Source organism: Flavobacterium sp. DW-iso2, assembly GCF_058725285.1.
In genome coordinates, this window is sequence record NZ_JBZXDY010000028.1 from 18,040 (window position 1) to 38,588 (window position 20,549).

The window sequence follows — 20,549 nt, forward strand, 5'->3', positions numbered from 1 at the left end:
TGATTGTTGCACTTTTGTAAAATTACATAAGAGAGCTTCGATTAAGATTGTTTTTATTTTTCCATCTAGATTGCTAAATGAGTTTAGACTTTTCTTGCGAAAGGAAGAAAGTAATAAATTTACGACATTTTATTTAATTAACTTTTAAATTGAGTATTTTTTATTTCTTCAAAATGGCATAAAGATTGCATTTTTACTGCAGCTAATGAATAATGAGGTTTAATGCATGTTTTATTCATATTTAAACAACTGATACCTTATATTTGTTATTTACTTGAAAATTTTTAATGACAAAAAGACTCAAAAACAATATGTCAAATCATAAAATACTTACTATTGACAATCTGTCACTACAGGAATACGACTCAGAAGCAGAATTAATACCATTGTTAACTCCCGAGGATGAGGAGGAGATGATTAATGAAGAATTACCTGATTCGTTACCCATTTTACCGTTGCGTAATATGGTTTTATTTCCAGGAGTTGTTATTCCTATTACTGCTGGCCGAGATAAATCTATTAAGCTGATTAATGACGCAAACGCGGCAGGTAAAATCATTGGGGTTGTTGCTCAAAAAGACGAATCAGACGAAGATCCTACTAAAGATGATATTCACACAGTGGGCACTGTGGCTAGGATTTTGCGCGTTTTAAAGATGCCTGACGGGAATACAACTGTGATTCTTCAAGGAAAAAAACGTTTTGAAATTGATGCTGTTACTTCAGAAGATCCTTATCTGACCGCCACCATCAAAGATTTTCCTGAAAACAGACCTGAAAAAACAGATACTGAATTTTTAGCAATTCTTGAGTCCATAAAAGAATTAGCAATCCAAATTATAAAAGAAAGCCCAAATATTCCAACTGAAGCAACATTTGCGATTAAGAATATTGAAAGCCAATCTTTTCTGATCAATTTCGTTACATCAAACATGAACTTGTCTGTAAAGGAAAAGCAAGATTTGTTAGCGATCAATGATTTGAAAGAAAGAGCGCTGGAGACACTTCGTTATATGAATATTGAGCTGCAAAAACTCGAATTAAAAAACGATATCCAGTCAAAAGTGCGTTTTGATTTAGACCAGCAGCAAAGAGAATATTTTCTTCATCAGCAAATGAAAACGATCCAGGAAGAGTTGGGTGGTTCTTCGCAGGAAGAAGAATTGGAGGAAATGTTAGTTAAGGCAAAGACGAAGAAATGGGATGAAAAAACCAAGAAGCATTTCGAAAAAGAAGTGTCTAAGATGCGCCGAATGAATCCGCAAGCTCCTGATTTTGGTATTCAAAGAAATTATTTGGACTTGTTTTTAGAGTTGCCTTGGAATGAATTTTCCAAAGATAATTTTGATTTGAAACGCGCTCAGAAAATTTTAGATCGTGACCATTTCGGTTTAGAAGATGTGAAGAAAAGAATGATAGAGCATTTGGCAGTTTTAAAATTGCGAAATGATATGAAATCACCAATTATTTGTTTGACAGGGCCTCCGGGAGTGGGTAAAACCTCCATTGGGCGCTCAGTTGCAGAGGCGTTAGGTAGAGAATATGTACGTATTTCCCTTGGTGGTTTGCGTGATGAGTCTGAAATTAGGGGACATAGAAAGACTTATATTGGTGCAATGCCGGGAAGGATAATTCAAAGTTTGAAAAAAGCGGGTACATCAAATCCAGTATTTGTTTTGGATGAGATTGATAAATTATCTATTAGTAGTCAAGGTGATCCATCATCAGCGTTGCTTGAAGTATTAGATCCGGAACAAAACAATTCTTTTTATGATAATTTCCTTGAAATGGGATATGACTTATCTAAAGTGATGTTTATTGCTACATCGAATACCATGTCAACGATTCAACCGGCTTTGAGAGATCGTATGGAGATTATAAAAATGTCTGGATATACCATCGAAGAAAAGGTAGAAATAGCACGTCAGCATTTACTTCCAAGACAGTTGAAAGAACATGGTTTGACTTCTAAAGATTTAACGTTCGGAAAAAAACAATTGGAAAAAATTGTAGAAGGGTATACCCGTGAGTCTGGTGTTCGTGGTTTAGAAGCAAAAATTGCTCAAGTTATCCGAAATGCAGCAAAATCAGTTGCGATGGAAGAAGAGTACAATAAAAAAGTAACGGATGAAGATATCATAAAAGTGCTAGGTGTGCCAAGATTAGAAAGAGACAAATACGAGAGCAATGACGTTGCGGGAGTAGTGACTGGTTTAGCTTGGACAAGTGTAGGTGGTGATATTCTTTTTATAGAATCTTTAATTTCTCCAGGTAAAGGAGTAATGACCATTACCGGAAACTTAGGAACGGTAATGAAAGAATCAGCAACAATTGCTTTAGAATATATCAAAGCAAATGCAGAGCTTATGGGTTTAAATCCTGAAATGATTGCTAAGTACAACATTCATTTACACGTTCCAGAAGGAGCAACACCTAAGGATGGGCCAAGTGCAGGTATTGCCATGTTGACTTCGTTAGTCTCTGTATTTACCCAAAAAAGAGTAAAGAAAAATATGGCGATGACAGGGGAGATTACCTTAAGAGGAAAAGTATTGCCTGTAGGTGGAATAAAAGAAAAGATCTTAGCAGCAAAAAGAGCCAATATTAAAGAGATTATCTTATGTCATGAAAACAAAAGTGATATTGACGAAATTAAGCCAGAATATATTCAAGGACTTACGTTTCATTATGTAAAGGAAATGAGTGAGGTTTTGAAAATAGCAATTACTGATCAAAAGGTTAAAAACGCCAAAATTTTATAAGTAAAATAGTTTCATAAAATGATAAGTTCCAAAATCAAAGCCTAATGTAATTAAGCGATGATTTTGGAATTTTATTTGTTTAGAATTTGAAGATACAAAACTCGTGTTTATTACTATTATAATTTTATCTTCGCAATTGCGTTTTATTTTACAGAAATATAGCTATAAAGCATGTTCAAAAAACTTTTATTATACGTTTTATTCTTTGTTTGTACTGTAACTTACAGTCAAATAGGAGGTAAGTATACTTATCAGTTTTTGAATTTGGTTACCTCTCCTAGACAAGCAGCGCTTGGTGGAAAAACCATTACCATTTATGATGATGACGTGAATCAGGTTAATTTTAATCCCGCAACAATAAATGTAGAAATGGACAACCATTTGGCGTTAAATTACGGTAGTTATTATGGAGAAGTGACCTACGGTACGGCTTCCTATGCGTACACTTATGACCGTCATTTGCAAACGTTTCAGGCTGGAGTGAATTATGTGAATTACGGCAGTTTTGAAGGTTACGATGAAGCGGGTCAGCCTACTACTTCATTTACGGGTAGTGAAATTGCGCTTTCAGCAGGATACGCTTATAATATTCCGAGTACGACTATTCATATTGGGGCAAACGCAAAATTAATATCTTCAACACTCGAGAGCTATAATTCATTAGGAGGAGCGATTGATATTGGGGCGATTTTTATTGACGAAAGAAATGACGTTAATTGGGGTTTAGTGATTCGGAATATAGGGACTCAATTCACAACTTATTCTGAAGTTAGAGAAAAATTGCCACTTGAAGTAATTGTGGGTGTTTCTCAAGAATTAGAACATGTCCCGATTAGATGGCATCTGACATTAGAGAATTTACAACAATGGAATGTTGCTTTTTCAAATCCAGTTAGGGCAGAATCATCTCTTGATGGCACTTCGACACAGGAAAAAGTATCCTTTGTAAATAACGCTTTGCGACATGCTATTTTTGGAGTGGAACTTTTTCCTCAAAAATCCTTTAATATAATATTAGGTTATAATTTTAGAAGAGCCCAAGAATTGCGAATTCTGGAACAGCGTAATTTTTCAGGCGTTTCGCTTGGCTTTGGACTAAAATTCAATAAATTAAAATTTAATTACTCCTACTCAAGATATACTTTAGCAGGAAACACAAGTCTTTTTGGTTTAACAATTAACTTTCAATAATACTATTTTGAATAAAAAAATTACAATTGCGATAGATGGATTTTCATCTACAGGGAAAAGTACTTTAGCCAAACAGTTAGCTAATAATTTAGGCTATGTTTATGTTGACACCGGTGCAATGTATCGCGCTATAACATTATTTGCAATGCAAAACGGATATATAGGAGCTGAATATTTTGATAAAGAATTATTAATTAATAGTTTGACTGCCATTAGATTACAATTTAAATATAATCCGGAGTTGGGATTTGCAGAAATGTATTTGAATGATGTCAATGTTGAAAAAGAAATCAGAACCATTGAAGTTTCTAGTTTTGTTAGTAAAGTAGCGGAGATAGCAGAAGTACGTGCAAAATTAGTCGAACAACAAAAAGAAATGGGTAAGGACAAAGGTATTGTTATGGATGGTAGAGATATTGGAACCGTCGTTTTCCCGGATGCCGAACTTAAAATATTCATGACTGCTAGTGCAACTACCCGAGCACAAAGGCGTTACGATGAATTGCTGCAAAAGGGCGATGCCGTTACTTATGAAGAGGTTCTCAAAAATGTAGAAGAACGAGATTATATTGATACTCATAGAGATAACTCCCCTTTGGTACTGGCAGAAGATGCCATCGAGATTGACAATTCACATCTTACACGTGAAGAGCAATTTGAAATTGTATTAGGGTTAGTCAATGAAGTTATTAAAACAGAATAATTTTTTTGTATATCTCATTTTTAATATTAGATTTACTGCTTTTGTTATTTAAAATATAAGAATTCATTTTATGGGAATTAAAAATAGATTGACGGTAATGAGTTTTCTTCAATTCTTTGTTTGGGGAGCGTGGTTGATTACTGTTGGGAATTATTGGTTTGGGACCAAAGGATGGAGTGGTGCTGAATTTGGGGCGGTGTTTTCAACACTTGGAATTGCGTCAATAATAATGCCTGCACTAACAGGGATTATTGCCGATAGATGGATTAATGCCGAAAAATTATACGGAATATTACATATATTAAGCGGCTTAGCTATTTTTTATATACCGCAAGTTGATAATCCTACACTTTTCTACTGGGTTATATTTCTGGCGATGATGTTTTACATGCCTACCATTTCACTATCAAATTCAGTAGCTTACAATATATTGAAAAACAATAATTTTGATGTGGTAAGGGTTTTTCCACCTATTAGGGTCTGGGGAACTATTGGTTTTATTGCCGCCATGTGGATGACTAATTTATCTGGTAACAAGGCGTCAGTTAATATGTTTTATATTTCTGGATTTGCTTCTTTAGTTTTAGGAATTTATTCTTTTACATTACCTAAATGTCCTGCGCAAAAATCAGTTGTTAAAAATGCGAGTTGGACGGAAAAATTAGGATTGGATGCTTTTAAGTTATTCGGTACCTATAAAATGGCGTTGTTTTTCATTTTCTCTATGTTTCTTGGTGGTGCATTACAATTGACGAACATGTACGGAGATACTTATTTATCAGATTTTGCAAATACACCAAAATATGCAGACTCTTTTGTGTCGAAATATTCTACTATAATCATGTCGATTTCTCAAATATCTGAAACCTTATTTATTTTAGCAATTCCTTTTTTCTTGAAGCGATTTGGAATTAAGCAAGTGATGTTGATTTCAATGCTTGCTTGGGTATTGCGTTTTGGATTGTTTGCTTATGGTAATCCTGGAGATGGATTATGGATGATTATTATGTCTTGTGTGGTCTATGGTATGGCATTTGATTTCTTTAATATTTCAGGATCATTATTTATAGAAACTACTACCGATTTTAGAATACGTTCTAGTGCACAGGGATTGTTTATGATGATGTCCAATGGTTTTGGCGCCTTCTTTGGAGGGATTTTCAGCGGAATAGTTATCGATAAATTTTTCACGCATGATGGGGTTAGAGACTGGCACAACATATGGCTTTCGTTTGCAGGGTATGCCTTAATCATAGCCATTGCTTTTGCTGTTTTATTCAAACATAAACATTATGCAGAGGATGTAGCCACTGTAACTCATTAATAATTATTTTTTTAAATATATAGAACCCGATACTTCCGACGTATCGGGTTCTTTGTTTATTAGAACTTCTATGCGTTGTAATTAGCCCTGATGGAGCCGGTATCCTCGCAATGAAATGGAGAGATAAAGGCGAGAGCAGGAGGAAGGTGAATTAGAATGAAGGGAATTTATGCTCCTGATAAACAGTTATTTATATTAATTTAATGTTAAAAGAGTGTTTATTTCTTCGTAATTAATTATCAGACAGTTATTTATTTTGTAGTTAAGTAAAAAAGTATTAATTTTGCACACCTTTTGGTGAATAAGAGTTTCCTTTAGGTATCAATTAATTATACAAACAACTTCTGTTGTTTTCTATCACATTAAGAAGCTCGAGAGAATACAGAATACAAATTTTTATCAGCATGTCTGAACAAATCCAATCACAAGAAGAGTTTTTAGCAAATTTTAACTGGCACAACTTCGAAGAAGGTATTGATGTCGTTAATCAAGAAAACTTAAAAGAATTCGAAGAATTAGTTACAAAAACATTTATTTCTACTGATCAAGAAGAAGTAGTTGATGGAACAGTTGTTAGAATTACAGATAGAGACGTTATCGTTGATATCAACGCAAAATCGGAAGGTGTTATTTCATTAAATGAATTCCGTTACAACCCAGCATTAAAAGTAGGTGATACTGTTGAAGTATTAATCGACATCCGTGAGGACAAAACTGGACAACTAGTTTTATCTCACAGAAAAGCACGTACTATCAAATCATGGGATAGAGTTATTGCTGCAAACGAAACAGGAGAAATCGTTAATGGTTTTGTAAAATGCAGAACTAAAGGTGGTATGATCGTTGACGTTTTCGGAATTGAAGCGTTTTTACCAGGATCTCAAATTGATGTTAAGCCAATTAGAGATTACGATGTTTACGTAAATAAAACAATGGAATTCAAAGTTGTGAAAATCAACCACGAATTTAAAAACGTTGTTGTATCTCACAAAGCGCTTATTGAAGCGGATATTGAAGTACAGAAAAAAGAGATCATCGGTCAATTACAAAAAGGACAAGTATTAGAAGGTGTTGTTAAAAACATTACTTCTTATGGTGTCTTTATTGATTTAGGTGGTGTTGATGGATTGATTCACATTACTGACCTTTCTTGGTCAAGAATCAATCACCCATCTGAAGTTCTTGAATTAGATCAAAAATTAAATGTTGTAATCCTTGATTTCGATGATGAGAAAACAAGAATTCAATTAGGATTGAAACAATTAAACGCTCACCCTTGGGATGCTCTAGATGCTAAATTAGCAATTGGAGATAAAGTAAAAGGTAAAGTAGTTGTAATCGCTGATTACGGTGCTTTCATCGAAGTTGCTGAAGGTGTTGAAGGTTTAATCCACGTTTCTGAAATGTCTTGGTCTACTCATTTACGTTCTGCTCAAGATTTCGTAAAAGTAGGTGATGTTGTTGAAGCTGTTATCTTAACATTAGATAGAGATGACCGTAAAATGTCATTAGGTATCAAACAATTGTCTCAAGATCCTTGGACTGACATTACTTCTAAATACCCAGTAGGTTCTAAACATTCTGGTATCGTTAGAAACTTTACAAACTTTGGTATCTTCGTAGAACTTGAAGAAGGAATTGATGGATTAATTTACATCTCTGACTTATCTTGGACTAAGAAAATCAAACATCCATCTGAATTTGTAAATGTTGGAGAGAAACTTGATGTAGTAGTATTAGAATTAGATGTTGACGGACGTAAATTATCTTTAGGTCACAAACAAACGACTCCTAATCCTTGGGATCAATACGAAGATTCATTTGCTGTTGGAACTATCCACACAGGTGAAATCGCTGAGATTGTTGACAAAGGAGCTACTGTAGAATTTGGAGATGATATCGTTGCTTTCATTCCTACTCGTCACCTTGAAAAAGAAGATGGTAAGAAATTGAAAAAAGGTGAATCTGCTGATTTCAAAGTAATCGAATTCAACAAAGAATTCAAAAGAGTAGTTGCATCTCACACTGCTATCTTCCGTGAAGAAGAAGAGAAAAATGTGAAAGCAGTTACTGAAAACAATTCTTCAGCTTCAAGCTCAACTAATGCACCTGCATCTACTTTAGGAGATAGCAATGATGTATTGGCTGCATTGAAAGCTAAAATGGAAAAATCTGAGAAAAAATAATTCTCACTATTTCTTATAATAAAAAAGCCTCACAGTAATGTGAGGCTTTTTTTGTTAAAATATATTAATTTTTTGCTATATATTTACAGGACTTAATATATCAAAATGAAAAAAATCTACTTTTTAGTTCTGGCTTTATGTTTTTTTAGTGGTTTGACTGCGCAGGTTGTCACATTTCAGGATTTTAATCTTAAAATGAAGTTACTGTCATCTCCTGTGAATATGAACTTTAATTCTGAAATTGAAATCAGTGAAGCATTAAATGCGACCTATTTGGATATTAGTAACTCTAATATTACTTCATTGCAAGGATTGGAAAGTTTTGCCAATCTTGAGTATTTAAATTGTAGTAATAATCCACTTCTTAATAACATTGATTTTAATCAACTTAAAAAACTCAGTTATTTAAACTATTCTTTTATTCAAAGTATAACCTATTTAAATTTTGAGAATACAAATATTTCCATATTGGTATTAGAGGGATTAACAAATTTAAATACAATTTATTGTACTGGTAATAAGAACCTTACTTCGTTAAATCTAAACGGCGCAATGAATCTCGTTGAGGCATGGGTTTCACATAATAATTTGACATCATTAAATTTAAGTGGATTAGCAAGTATTACAAAATTAGCATGTCAGGTTAATCAGTTAGCAACATTAGATGTTAATGATTTAATCAGCCTAAAAAGTTTAGAATGTGGAGGTAATTTATTAACCTCTCTAAACGTAAGTAAATTAACTAATCTTACGAATTTGGAATTAAGTTATAATAAATTGCAAAGATTAGATGCAGGTAATTTATCAAAACTTATAGAGCTAAATGCTAGTTTTAACGAATTACTAGAATTGAAAGTAAATGGATTGGTTAATCTTAAAGATCTAAATTTTGACTCAAATAAAATTTTCTCAATAAATCTTGAAGACCTGACAAACTTGAAAAATTTATATGGCAGTGGAAATGAATTAAAAACGCTGGATGTTACAAAATCAACAAAAGTTATAGATTTAAGGTGTTCTTATAATCAGCTATCTTTTTTAGATTTGAAAGGATTAACATCAATATTAAACTTGGAATGCTTTCACAATCAATTTACGACTTTAGATTTGAGTGACTTAAAAAGTATTGAACGATTAAGATGCGATCAAAATCAACTTACTTCATTATTTATTAGAAATGGCAGCAATGAAGCGAAGTATTTAAACTTCTCACAAAATCCTGGCCTAAAATATATCTGTGTAGATGAAAGTCAAATAGAGCAGGTTAAGGAATTAGTTGTGAATTATGGTTATGACAATTGTAATATCAATTCCTATTGTTCATTCAATCCTGCTGGAACGTATTACACAGTTCAGGGAACTAACAAATTTGATGGAAACAATAATGGTTGTGATGGCTTTGATACAGGTTTTCCTAATTTAAAATTTAATATATTCGATGGAACAAATACAGGAAGTGAAATAACCAATGCAAATGGTAATTATTCAATTTCTTTACCGGAAGGAACACATACTCTAACTCCTGTTTTAGAAAACCCAGCTTATTTTTCTATTTCACCTTCAACATTAAATGTAAGTTTTCCAAGTCAGGCAAGCCCATTGGTAGAAGATTTTTGTATTACCGCAAATGGAGTACATTCTGATTTAGAGGTTGTAGTTTTACAAACTGTTCCCGCGAGACCAGGATTTGAAGCTTCTTATAAAGTTATTTATAAAAATAAAGGTAATAATTTACAGTCAGGTGCTATAACTTTAATTTTCAATGATTTGGTGTTAGATTTTCTTACTTCAAATCCAGCAGTAAGTGTACAAGAAACAAATACTTTATCATGGAATTTTATCAATCTTAAACCATTTGAATCCAGAGAAATTGCTTTTAGGGTTAAAGTAAATACTCCAACTTCTATTCCTGCAGTAAACAATGGAGATATTTTGTCTTACACGGCAAACATTTTATCTTCAAATACGGATGAAACACCAAATGATAATATATTTGCTTTTAATCAAATTGTAGTTGGTTCTTATGACCCCAATGATAAAACCTGTTTGGAAGGTACAGTTATTACCCCAAGCTTAATAGGCGAGTATGTTCATTATATGATTCGTTTTGAAAATACAGGGAGTTATTCTGCGCAAAATATCGTGGTAAAAGATATGATTGACCTATCTAAATTTGATGTTTCGACTTTAATACTAACTAGTTCAAGTCATTCTTTTGTAACCAAAATTTCTGAAGGAAATAAAGTAGAATTTATATTCGAAAATGTCAATCTTCCTTTTGACGATGCCAATAATGATGGCTACATTGCTTTTAAAATCAAAACAAAACCCACACTTGCTATTGGCGATTCATTTACGAATGACGCTAGTATTTATTTTGACTATAATTTTCCAATAGTTACCAATAAAGCGACTTCAACATTCAAAACATTGAATGCGTTTGATTTTGAGTTTTCGAATTATGTTAGTTTGTATCCAAATCCCACCAATTCAATTTTGAATATTAGTGCTAGAAATACTATCGAAGTACAATCGATTGCAGTTTATGATATTTTAGGAAGATTGATGATAGCAATTCCTAACGCGAAAAACACGACTGCAGTTGATGTTTCTAACCTTAAGTCAGGGAATTATTTTATAAAAATAAACTCGGATAAAGGAACTTCGAATACGAAGTTTGTGAAGAATTAATTTGCTGATTGTTTGTTGAAATCTATTTTTTAACAAATAAACACCTATATTTAACTCCTGATTATTAAAAATTAAATATGGAAGAAAATTTTACAGAAGTGGTGTCAAAAAGAAATTTTGAACTATCAGAAGAGTCACAAGGATTTTTAAAGGAAACAGCTAAATGGGCTTACTTCTTATCAATCATAGGATTTGTTGGTGTAGGTTTTATGGTGTTGTTAGCGTTTTTTATGGGGACTATATTTTCAGTTCTAAGTAGTAGTTTTGGTACTGGTATGAATCCGATGATGGGTTTTGGGGCAGGATTTACTGTGCTCTATTTATTAATTGCTCTACTTTATTTCTTTCCAATTTATTACCTGTTTCAATTTTCATCAAAATTAAAGAAAGCTTTCAAGTTTAATGACAATGAGGAAATAAATGCTTCTTTTGAATTTTTGAAGTCGCATTATAAATTTATGGGAATATTAGCTTTGATTTTTGTTTGCTTTTATGGCTTCATCATTTTGATGGGTTTAATTGTGGGAATATTTTCTGGTTTTTAAAATTAATATTCTAATTTTACTATAACCTCCAATTCTGTGAAAAGAATTGGAGGTTTTTTTTTATAAATAAATAATTTTCAACTATTTGATTTACAGCGAATTTTAAATAATTATTCTTTTTTTTTCTTTATTTTAAAACCATAACTGCTATTGTGGCGTAAATGCTTTTATATAACTTAATAAATAGATTTATGAAAACTAGAAAATTTTTATCAGTAGCCTTTATGGCATTAGTATTTGGAGCAACATCATTCGCTCAAAAAACAGTAATGGTTGGTGGAGCGGCGATGTATCCTTCAAAAAATATTATTGAAAACGCAGTGAATTCAAAAGACCATACTACGTTAGTTGCCGCAGTAAAAGCAGCTGGTTTGGTAGAGACACTACAAGGAAAAGGGCCGTTTACCGTTTTTGCACCTACAAATGCAGCTTTTGCTAAATTGCCAATGGGAACAGTTGAGACATTATTGAAGCCAGAAAATTTAAAAATGTTACAAACGATTCTTACCTATCATGTTGTAGCTGGAAAAATGAATGCTGCTGATATTGCTAAAGCCATTAAAGCTGGAAATGGAAAAGCTAAATTGAAAACCGTTAGTGGTGGAACTTTAACTGCCTGGATGAAAGGTAAAAAATTATACATTACAGATGAAAATGGTACAATGTCACAAATCATAATTGCTGATGTGAATCAATCAAACGGTGTCATTCACGTTGTAGATACTGTAGTATTACCAAAACAGTAATTTCAATTAAGAGGTTGGTTTTTGTTGGTTGAAAAGTCCTGTGTTGTACAGGACTTTTTTTATGTCAAAAAAGCTCAATTCTAAATATTAGAATTGAGCTTTCATAATTTAATTTAGATCGCGTTCTTATCTTAAGCTAGCTCCTAGTTCTGTTTCAAAATTCTTTTGCAGTTTACCCATAATTTTATCAATTTGAGCATCAGTCAAAGTTTTTGAACTATCCTGTATGATAAAGCTTAGTGCATATGATTTTTTACCTTCAGGTAGGTTGCTGCCTTCGTAAACATCAAATAAGTTGACGTCTTTTAAGAGGCTTTTTTCGCTTTGTTTTGCAATTGTGTAAATACTGTCGTACGTTACGTTTTCATCTACTAACAAGGCTAAATCTCTTCTTACTTCAGGGTATTTTGGAATTTCAGTGAATTTAATTTTATTGGATATCATTTTAATAATCACATCCCAATTAAAGTCAGCATAAAATACTTCTTGCTTTATTCCAAAATGCTTTAAAATTGATTTTTTTACAACTCCAAATTCAACCAATGCATTATGACCGGCACCGATTGCAATCCCTTCTGAAAAAACATCAGATGTTACAGGACTATTTTGTGTTTTTTGAATTCCAAATCTAGCAAGAACGGCGTCTACATAACCTTTAAACAAAAAGAAATCAGAAGGTTTTTGTGTTGCAGTCCAATTTTCCTTAGATCTGTTCCCTGTAAGGAATAAGGTCAGGTGTTTGTGTTCTTCAAAACCAGATAAAAATTTATGATAGCTTTTCCCAAATTCAAATAATTTCAAATCACTATTTCGGCGATTTATATTATAAGAAATGGCTTCAAGTCCAGAGAATAATAATGATTGTCGTAATGTGGCTAAATCGTTACTCAACGGGTTCAACATCGTTACATTGTGTTCTTCCTTCAATTTTTCTGAAAGCTCAACGTAAGAGGCTGTCGTTAATGAATTGGCCATTATTTCATTAAAACCTTGTGAATTTAATTGAGTGGCAACTATATTTTGCAATTTATAATCTTCGTTTCTAGGAGAATTAGATACGGTTGCATTCAGTTTTTTTGAAAAACTGATATTGTTGTATCCATAAACTCTTAGTATTTCTTCAATTACGTCAATTTCTCTTTGTACATCAACACGATATGCTGGAATTGTTAAACCTAGTCCTGCCTCTGAAAAGCTATTTACCTTAATATCTAATGAAACTAAAATTTGCTTTATAGTGTCTTTCGGTATTTCTTGTCCGATGATTTTGGCAACATTCCCAAAGTTTAAGAATACAGAGAAATCTTCCATTTTCTTTTGGTAAACATCAATCAGATCAGATGTAATTTCACCGCCTGCAACTTCTTGAATTAATAAAGCGGCACGTTTTAGTGCGTAAGCAGTAATTGTAGGATCGATTCCTCTTTCAAAACGGAAGGAAGCGTCTGTATTTAATTGATGTCTTTTGGCTGTTTTACGAACGCTCACGGGATTGAAGTAAGCACTTTCCAGAAAAATAGAAGTAGTATGCTCTGAAACTCCCGAGTTTTTACCACCAAAAACTCCTGCGATACATAAAGGGCCTTTTTCGTCACAAATCATTAGATCTTCTTCATGCAGTGTTCTTTCAACATCATCTAATGTTGTGAACTTAGTTCCAGAAGGTAATGTTTTTACAATTATTTTCCCATTAATTTTTGAAGCGTCAAAGGCGTGCAAGGGTTGGCCTAATTCATGCAAGACATAATTAGTTACATCAACCACATTATTTTTAGGTGTAATTCCTATTGCTTTCAATCGATCCTGTAACCAATTAGGCGATGGTTTTATCGTTATTCCTGAAATAGTAACACCACAATAACGAGGTGCTAACAGAACCTCTTCTACGTTCACATCAATTTTAAGTGTTCTCATGTCTACTCTAAAATTGCTGACAGAAGGAGTTATAAACTCTACATTTACTCCACGTTGCAATAAACCGGCTTTCAAATCACGAGCGGTTCCTAAATGGCTCATCGCATCGGCACGATTGGGTGTAAGTCCGATTTCGAATACTTCGTCATTTTCTATTTTAAATACATCTGCCGCTTTTGTACCTGCCACAATTGAATTGTCTAATATCATAATCCCGTCATGACCAGTTCCAAGACCTAATTCGTCTTCGGCACAGATCATTCCGTGACTTTCCTGTCCACGAATTTTTCCTTTCTTTATGGTAAAAGCAACTCCTGAACCATCATATAATACAGTACCTATTGTTGCTACTGGGACTTTTTGTCCTGCATCAACATTAGCGGCTCCGCATACAATTTGTAAAGGTACGCCATTGCCTAAATCAACAGTTGTTATTTTTAGTCTGTCGGCATCAGGATGCGGGATGCAAGTAAGTACATGTCCAACTACTATTCCTTCTAAGCCACCTTTTATGGATTGGTATTTCTCAACAACTTCTACTTCTAGACCTAGATCTGTAAGCAATGCTGCTGTTTCTTCGGAATTCCAGTCTGTTTTTATAAATTGTTTTAACCAATTATATGATATTTTCATCTGTCAATTTTAATAAGATTGCAAATATAAGGATTGCAGTTTGTAGTAAGAAACTATTTTTTTGGTTTTTTAACACACAAACGAGATATTTTAAAAGTATTGCTAATATGAATTTAACAATATAAGTCTCTAGTGTTTGTCAATAAAATAAAATAATAACTATAAAAAAACACATATGAAAATTTAATGCTATTTATTGGAGGAATAGTGCTATAATAAAGAGTTTTGTCAAGCTATATTTGATAAAATTTAAATTAGATAGATATGAGTAACATAGTTTCAAGACCTGATTTTAAGGCAAAGTACGATAATTATATAGGCGGGAAATTCGTAGCTCCCATTAAAGGAGAATATTTTGATGTGATTTGTCCGATTGACGGAAAGGTTTTTACACAAGCAGCACATTCCACTAAGGAAGATTTAGAACTTGCTGTAGATAAAGCGCATGAAGCTTTTCAAACTTGGGGAAAAACTTCGGCTACAGAGAGAAGTAATATATTAAATAAAATTGCGCAGCGAATAGAAGATAACTTAGAGTATATCGCAACTGTAGAAACGATAGATAACGGGAAAGCGATTCGAGAAACTTTGGCAGCTGATATCCCTTTGGCAATTGACCACTTCAGGTACTTTGCAGGAGTGATACGTGCCGAAGAAAGCTCGATTGCTGAATTGGATTCGCAAACGGTTTCTATAGCTTTGAGCGAGCCGTTAGGAGTTATTGCTCAAATTATTCCTTGGAATTTTCCAATATTGATGGCAGTATGGAAATTGGCACCAGCCTTAGCAGCCGGAAATACTGTGGTACTAAAACCAGCAGAAAGCACCCCTATCTCCATATTAGTTTTAATGGAATTGATAGGCGATATTCTTCCTCCAGGAGTAATTAATATCGTAAATGGTTTTGGTGCGGAGCTTGGAAGAGCTTTGGTAACAAATAAAAAAGTCTCAAAAGCCGCATTTACAGGTTCGACACCCACAGGCCGTCTAGTGATGCAATATGCCACTGAAAATATTATCCCTGTAACATTAGAATTAGGAGGTAAATCCCCTAATATTTTCATGAAATCTGTTGGTGATGCTGATGATGATTTCTTTGATAAGGCGATTGAAGGAGCAGTAATGTTTGCTTTGAATCAGGGAGAAATATGTACATGTCCTTCCAGATTATTGGTGCATGAAGATATATACGATAAATTTATAGCTCGAGTAATTGAAAGAACTGAGGCTATAAAAATGGGGAATCCATTAGATAAAACAACGATGATGGGCGCACAGACTTCATCGGTTCAACAACAAAAAATTCTTAGCTACATTAAATTAGGAAAAGAAGAAGGGGCAGAAGTATTGACTGGAGGAGAGGAGAACCACTTACAAGGAGATCTTTCTACAGGGTATTATATCAAGCCTACTCTTTTTAAAGGGAACAATAAAATGCGTATTTTTCAAGAAGAGATCTTCGGACCTGTTTTGGCAGTTACCACTTTCAAAACAACTGAGGAAGCCATCGCTATTGCAAATGATACGATGTATGGTTTGGGCGCCGGACTCTGGACACGGGATGCACATGAGATTTATCAGGTTCCAAGAGCGATTCAAGCAGGTCGTGTATGGATAAACCAATATCATTCTTATCCTGCAGGAGCTCCTTTTGGAGGATACAAACAGTCTGGAATTGGACGTGAAAATCATAAAATGATGCTTGCACATTATCAACAAACAAAAAATATGTTGATTTCGTACGATAAAAAGAAATTAGGTTTCTTTTAGAATGAATTATTAATAGAAAAGGGAAAGTAATAAAGCTTTCCCTTTTTTTAAATCCATATATTATGTTACCAAAAACAATGAAGGCTGCAGTGATTAGGGAATTCGGATCGCTTCTAAAGATTGAAGAAGTAGAGGTTAAACGTCCTGGTCGCAATGAAATTTTAGTAAAAGTAATTGCAAGCGGAGTTTGTCACACTGACCTACACGCTATTCAAGGAGATTGGCCCGTAAAACCAAAAATGCCACTAATTCCTGGTCATGAAGGGGTAGGGTATGTTGTAGCAGTAGGGCCAGATGTTAAGAATGTAAAGGAAGGAGATGCTGTTGGGGTGCCATGGCTATATAGTGCTTGTGGTGGTTGTGACCAATGTATCACAGGTTGGGAAACGCTATGTGATACCCAGCAAAATGGGGGTTATAGTGTTGATGGTAGTTTTGCCGAATATGTAATTGCTGATGCGAGGTATGTAGGACGCTTACCGTCGAATGTCAATTTTATGGAAATGGCCCCAATACTTTGTGCTGGTGTGACTGTGTATAAAGGATTAAAAGAAACTGAAGTAAAACCAGGAGAATGGGTGGCTATTTCGGGAATTGGAGGTTTAGGGCACGTTGCCGTGCAATATGCAAAAGCGATGGGAATGCATGTAGCTGCTATTGATATTGCAGATGATAAGTTAGAATTAGCAAAGAAATTGGGTGCCGACTTAGTCGTAAATGCTAAGAATCAAAATCCTGGAGAATTTCTTAAAAAAGAAGTTGGCGGAATGCACGGAGCGTTAATTACGGCCGTTTCTCCAATCGCTTTTAAACAAGGATTGGAAACCCTGAGAAGAAAAGGAACGATGGCGTTGAACGGACTTCCTCCTGGTAATTTTGATTTATCGATTTTTGATACAGTATTAAATAGAATTACAATTCGTGGTTCTATTGTAGGTACTCGAAAAGATTTACAAGAAGCCATACAATTTGCGGTCGAAGGAAAAGTAAAAGCAACTGTCACATCGGCAAAATTAGAAGATGTAAATGATGTTTTTGAAAAAATGAAAAAGGGACAGATCGAAGGAAGGGTAGTACTCGAAATTGCAAAACCATAATTAAAATTATTAAAGCAGAAAATAGGCGTTTACGCGTGTTTTCTGCTTTATCAATCACGAACAAAAGATGACAAGAAGAATAGATGCAACCGATAAAGCAATTGAATTAATAAAAATATTACAGGAAAAACACGGCGACTTGATGTTTTATCAGGCTGGAGGATGCTGTGAAGGAACGCAGCCACAATGTTTTGAAAAAGGCGGCTTCTATCAAAGATTGGGTGATGTTTGCATTGGTTTGGTGGAAAACACTGAATTTTGGGTAGACAAGGACTTATTCGAATATTGGAAACATACGCATTTTACTTTAGATGTAATTGATGCTTTTGGCGTGGGTGGATTTTCTTTGGAAACGCCATTAAAGAAGACATTCCGAATTGAATACAGGATTTTTACACCAGAGGAAGAACAATCACTTGAACCACTAAAATATATAGAATAATCTAATTCACGTACAACAACTGATATTGTTTTGGCGTAATACCTTCGTGCTTTTTAAATAAACGAATGAAGTAATTACTGTCTTCAAAACCAGATAAATGACAAACTTCATTAATTTGAATTGCCGGATTTTTCAATAACTGCTTTGCACATTTTATTTTTTCTCTAATAACAAATTCTATTGGCGTCATGCCTAATTCTCTCTTGAAAAAACGATAAAAAGAGGTTGTACTCATGCAAGCTTTCTCACTCAAGTTTTTAAGACTTATGTTTTCTCGGATATTTACTCTAATGTATTCCAATACTTGAGTTATCGGACTATTAGGATCAGTATAAAGTCCGTCCTCGATAGATTTAGCAGTTTGAGTTTGTACAATTCTTATGAGTAATTCTTGTAACGTCAAATCAGCCAATACATCCTTGGTAACAGAAGTGCTCATGCATTCTTTTATCAATTTATTGATGGTTGTGGCTAATTCTACATTGTTGTAGAAATAGTAGTTTTGGTAGTTTAAATGCCAAAATTGACTGTTACCTTCCTTAGGATAACGATCATTTAAAAAATGCAAGGTTTCATTTATTTTTTGCTGGTCTATCGCCAAAGCCAGACATTGGGTAGGATTATTTTTTGTGGCTTCCGGGAAGTCAATTTTCATTTCTACATTAGACGGAATTACTACAGTTTCACCAGGCAAGTATTCAAAACTTGGTTCATCAAAAAGATGCATTACTTTTTTCCCACGCAACATACTGGTTACAACCAAATCATTAAATTTCAAAGGCACTAATTGTGATTCTTTGTAAGTTTCAAACAGATTTAATTCACAATGATTCAAATTGTAAACCGTTCTATTTTCAACTAAGGTTTTTAACGATTTTTCACTCGATAAATTAGGAGGATTGATGTAGTTCCGGTTCATAAAATTAGTTTATAAAGAAAGAGTTATAAACTTAATGAAAATAAACGAATTATCTAAAGCTTACTTTGTTAAAAAGGATACAATTTTAATCTGATGAATGTCATTGTACAAAGCTTAAATTCAAAGATTTTGCTGGCTGTAGCAAGTTCTTTTAAAAGTAATTGCAAATCGCACCACAAATTTACAAATTAAATTAGGCAGCCATTTTTTTGCATAAATCTTTATGGCAATTAAGGATTTATTAGTTTTCAGATGTTGGCAAGGATTCAAATGTTTTTCTTTTGTTTTCGTACCATGCATTCATACCTTCTGGAAAATGCATTAACTCTTGCATTTCTCTCAGTGCTGTTTTATGTGCATCATCTTTTTTTTCAATCATTTCTAAAGCGTGGTTTTTACTCAATTCAGCTATTTCCTCAAAAGTATTGGCATGGAATTTTGCTTCACATGCTCCTCCAAGCTGTTTACAAGTCATTGTTTTCATAATTGTTGGTTTTAATTAATAGAGAACTAAATAGCGAGAGATGATATTTAATTTAATGCAAATTTAAAGACGTATTTTAGTCATTAAACAGTGTATTATTGTAAATATAAAGGAATTAAACAACAAATTAGCGGGTTTTAGCAAAAAAGTGTCTAAGAATTATAGTTTTTATAAGTTTAAAAGAGGGCTTTTTTACTCAAAATATTATATCAAAAGTTCCAATTAGTCACAAAAGTAAAATAGATTAACTAGGAAATTTTACAGCAATTCCTCAACATGTCTTTTGATATTTTCGGCTATTTTTTTTGTAGGAAGGTCATTCGCGTCATTTCCAAATGGATCTTCAATTTCTTCTGCAATCAATTCTAAACTAGCCAGAACATAAAAGATAAATACAACTACGGGAATTACATAATAGCCTAAATTAAAAACATATCCAAAAGGCAAAGTTAGTACGTAAAAGAAAATAAATTTATTGATAAAAGCACTATAAGAATAGGGAATAGGTGTGTTTTTAATGCGTTCACAGGCACCACAAATATCAGTAAAGGATTGTACTTCATGATTGAGTATTATGAGTTGGTCTCCAGTTATTTTTTTGCTGGTATACAAGTCATTTATTTTTTGAAATATAATCTTTGCCACCTGATTAGGTCTGTGATTATGATGCTCGATGATAACATCGTCAAAAAGCTGCTTGCTTGTTTCTTCATTTTTTAAATGTTTGTTTAAAATAGAGGCATAGCTAGGAATAATTTTTCTGAAAAAAGCGCGATCACTTTCATCACTAAGCATTACCGATAATTTGATTGTGAGATTCCGACTATTGTTTACTAAACTACCCCAGATTTTTCGTCCTTCCCACCAGCGATCGTAAGCAGTATTGGTTCTGAAAACAAGTAATAAAGAGATCACAAAACCCAACATTCCATGCATGATAGAAATATTTTTCACATGACTGCTTTCTGGTAAATTCCAATATTCAATTTCGAGATACGCAATTCCAGCTGAGTATATCCCTATAAAAATCATCATCGGAAATAGTTGGCGTAAAGTATCGGCTTTGTGAAAACGAAAAATAAAAGTTATCCAATTTTTTGGGTTGTATGAAATCATCTAGTATAAAGTATTTCTACAAATGT

The 20,549-nt window shown here is 33.5% G+C and carries 15 protein-coding genes; 11 read left to right on the forward strand and 4 right to left on the reverse strand.

What is annotated here, in order from left to right; genetic code table 11:
- Positions 1-311 precede the first annotated feature (311 nt).
- The 8 genes from lon (at position 312) to AC4PRO_RS15665 (ending at position 12,148) form a co-directional block, all read left to right on the forward strand.
- The gene (lon, locus tag AC4PRO_RS15630; protein ID WP_074724632.1) at positions 312-2,762 is read left to right on the forward strand and encodes an endopeptidase La; all 2,451 of its coding nucleotides are present in this window, start codon (positions 312-314) and stop codon (positions 2,760-2,762) included.
- Between the two features lie 171 nt (positions 2,763-2,933).
- Positions 2,934-3,953, forward strand: coding sequence for a type IX secretion system protein PorQ (gene porQ / locus AC4PRO_RS15635; RefSeq protein ID WP_492118031.1), 1,020 nt, complete (start codon positions 2,934-2,936; stop codon positions 3,951-3,953).
- A gap of 7 nt (positions 3,954-3,960) precedes the next feature.
- A complete protein-coding gene (gene cmk, locus AC4PRO_RS15640; protein ID WP_492118032.1) occupies positions 3,961-4,656 on the forward strand; it encodes a (d)CMP kinase in 696 nt (231 codons plus the stop codon).
- A 70-nt stretch (positions 4,657-4,726) separates the two neighbouring features.
- Entirely contained in the window at positions 4,727-5,980 is a 1,254-nt protein-coding gene (locus tag AC4PRO_RS15645; RefSeq protein WP_492118033.1) for a nucleoside permease, read from the forward strand.
- A 404-nt stretch (positions 5,981-6,384) separates the two neighbouring features.
- Entirely contained in the window at positions 6,385-8,166 is a 1,782-nt protein-coding gene (rpsA, locus tag AC4PRO_RS15650) for a 30S ribosomal protein S1 (protein WP_492118034.1), read from the forward strand.
- Between the two features lie 105 nt (positions 8,167-8,271).
- Positions 8,272-10,857 (forward strand): DUF7619 domain-containing protein, encoded by a 2,586-nt coding sequence (locus tag AC4PRO_RS15655; protein ID WP_492118035.1) that lies wholly within the window; start codon positions 8,272-8,274, stop codon positions 10,855-10,857.
- 77 nt (positions 10,858-10,934) lie between these two features.
- Complete coding sequence (locus AC4PRO_RS15660) at positions 10,935-11,402, forward strand: hypothetical protein (RefSeq protein ID WP_492118036.1); 468 nt, start codon at positions 10,935-10,937, stop codon at positions 11,400-11,402.
- 191 nt (positions 11,403-11,593) lie between these two features.
- On the forward strand, positions 11,594-12,148 hold the full coding sequence (locus AC4PRO_RS15665; protein WP_074724614.1) for a fasciclin domain-containing protein: 555 nt from the start codon (positions 11,594-11,596) through the stop codon (positions 12,146-12,148).
- A gap of 126 nt (positions 12,149-12,274) precedes the next feature.
- Here AC4PRO_RS15665 and pheT read toward each other — a convergent pair whose 3' ends face one another.
- Positions 12,275-14,695: a phenylalanine--tRNA ligase subunit beta gene (pheT, locus tag AC4PRO_RS15670; protein ID WP_492118037.1), complete on the reverse strand. Its 2,421-nt coding sequence runs from the start codon at positions 14,693-14,695 to the stop codon at positions 12,275-12,277.
- Positions 14,696-14,959: 264 nt separating this feature from the next.
- Between pheT and AC4PRO_RS15675 the strand changes: the two genes are divergently transcribed.
- The 3 genes from AC4PRO_RS15675 (at position 14,960) to AC4PRO_RS15685 (ending at position 18,004) form a co-directional block, all read left to right on the forward strand.
- A complete protein-coding gene (locus AC4PRO_RS15675; RefSeq protein WP_074724616.1) occupies positions 14,960-16,465 on the forward strand; it encodes an aldehyde dehydrogenase family protein in 1,506 nt (501 codons plus the stop codon).
- Positions 16,466-16,527: 62 nt separating this feature from the next.
- Entirely contained in the window at positions 16,528-17,562 is a 1,035-nt protein-coding gene (gene adhP, locus AC4PRO_RS15680; RefSeq protein ID WP_074724617.1) for an alcohol dehydrogenase AdhP, read from the forward strand.
- 67 nt (positions 17,563-17,629) lie between these two features.
- On the forward strand, positions 17,630-18,004 hold the full coding sequence (locus tag AC4PRO_RS15685; RefSeq protein ID WP_492118038.1) for a DUF779 domain-containing protein: 375 nt from the start codon (positions 17,630-17,632) through the stop codon (positions 18,002-18,004).
- Position 18,005: 1 nt separating this feature from the next.
- Here the strand turns inward: AC4PRO_RS15685 and AC4PRO_RS15690 are convergent, their stop codons facing one another.
- The 3 genes from AC4PRO_RS15690 to AC4PRO_RS15700 all read right to left on the reverse strand — a co-directional run bounded on the left by AC4PRO_RS15690 (position 18,006) and on the right by AC4PRO_RS15700 (position 20,523).
- Positions 18,006-18,923, reverse strand: a complete 918-nt coding sequence (locus AC4PRO_RS15690; RefSeq protein ID WP_492118039.1) for an AraC family transcriptional regulator — start codon at positions 18,921-18,923, stop codon at positions 18,006-18,008.
- A gap of 241 nt (positions 18,924-19,164) precedes the next feature.
- Positions 19,165-19,407, reverse strand: coding sequence for a DUF1059 domain-containing protein (locus tag AC4PRO_RS15695; RefSeq protein WP_074724620.1), 243 nt, complete (start codon positions 19,405-19,407; stop codon positions 19,165-19,167).
- Between the two features lie 258 nt (positions 19,408-19,665).
- Positions 19,666-20,523 carry a bestrophin family protein gene (locus tag AC4PRO_RS15700; RefSeq protein ID WP_074724621.1) on the reverse strand — a complete coding sequence of 286 codons (858 nt, stop codon included), beginning with the start codon at positions 20,521-20,523 and terminating at the stop codon, positions 19,666-19,668.
- Positions 20,524-20,549 lie beyond the last annotated feature (26 nt).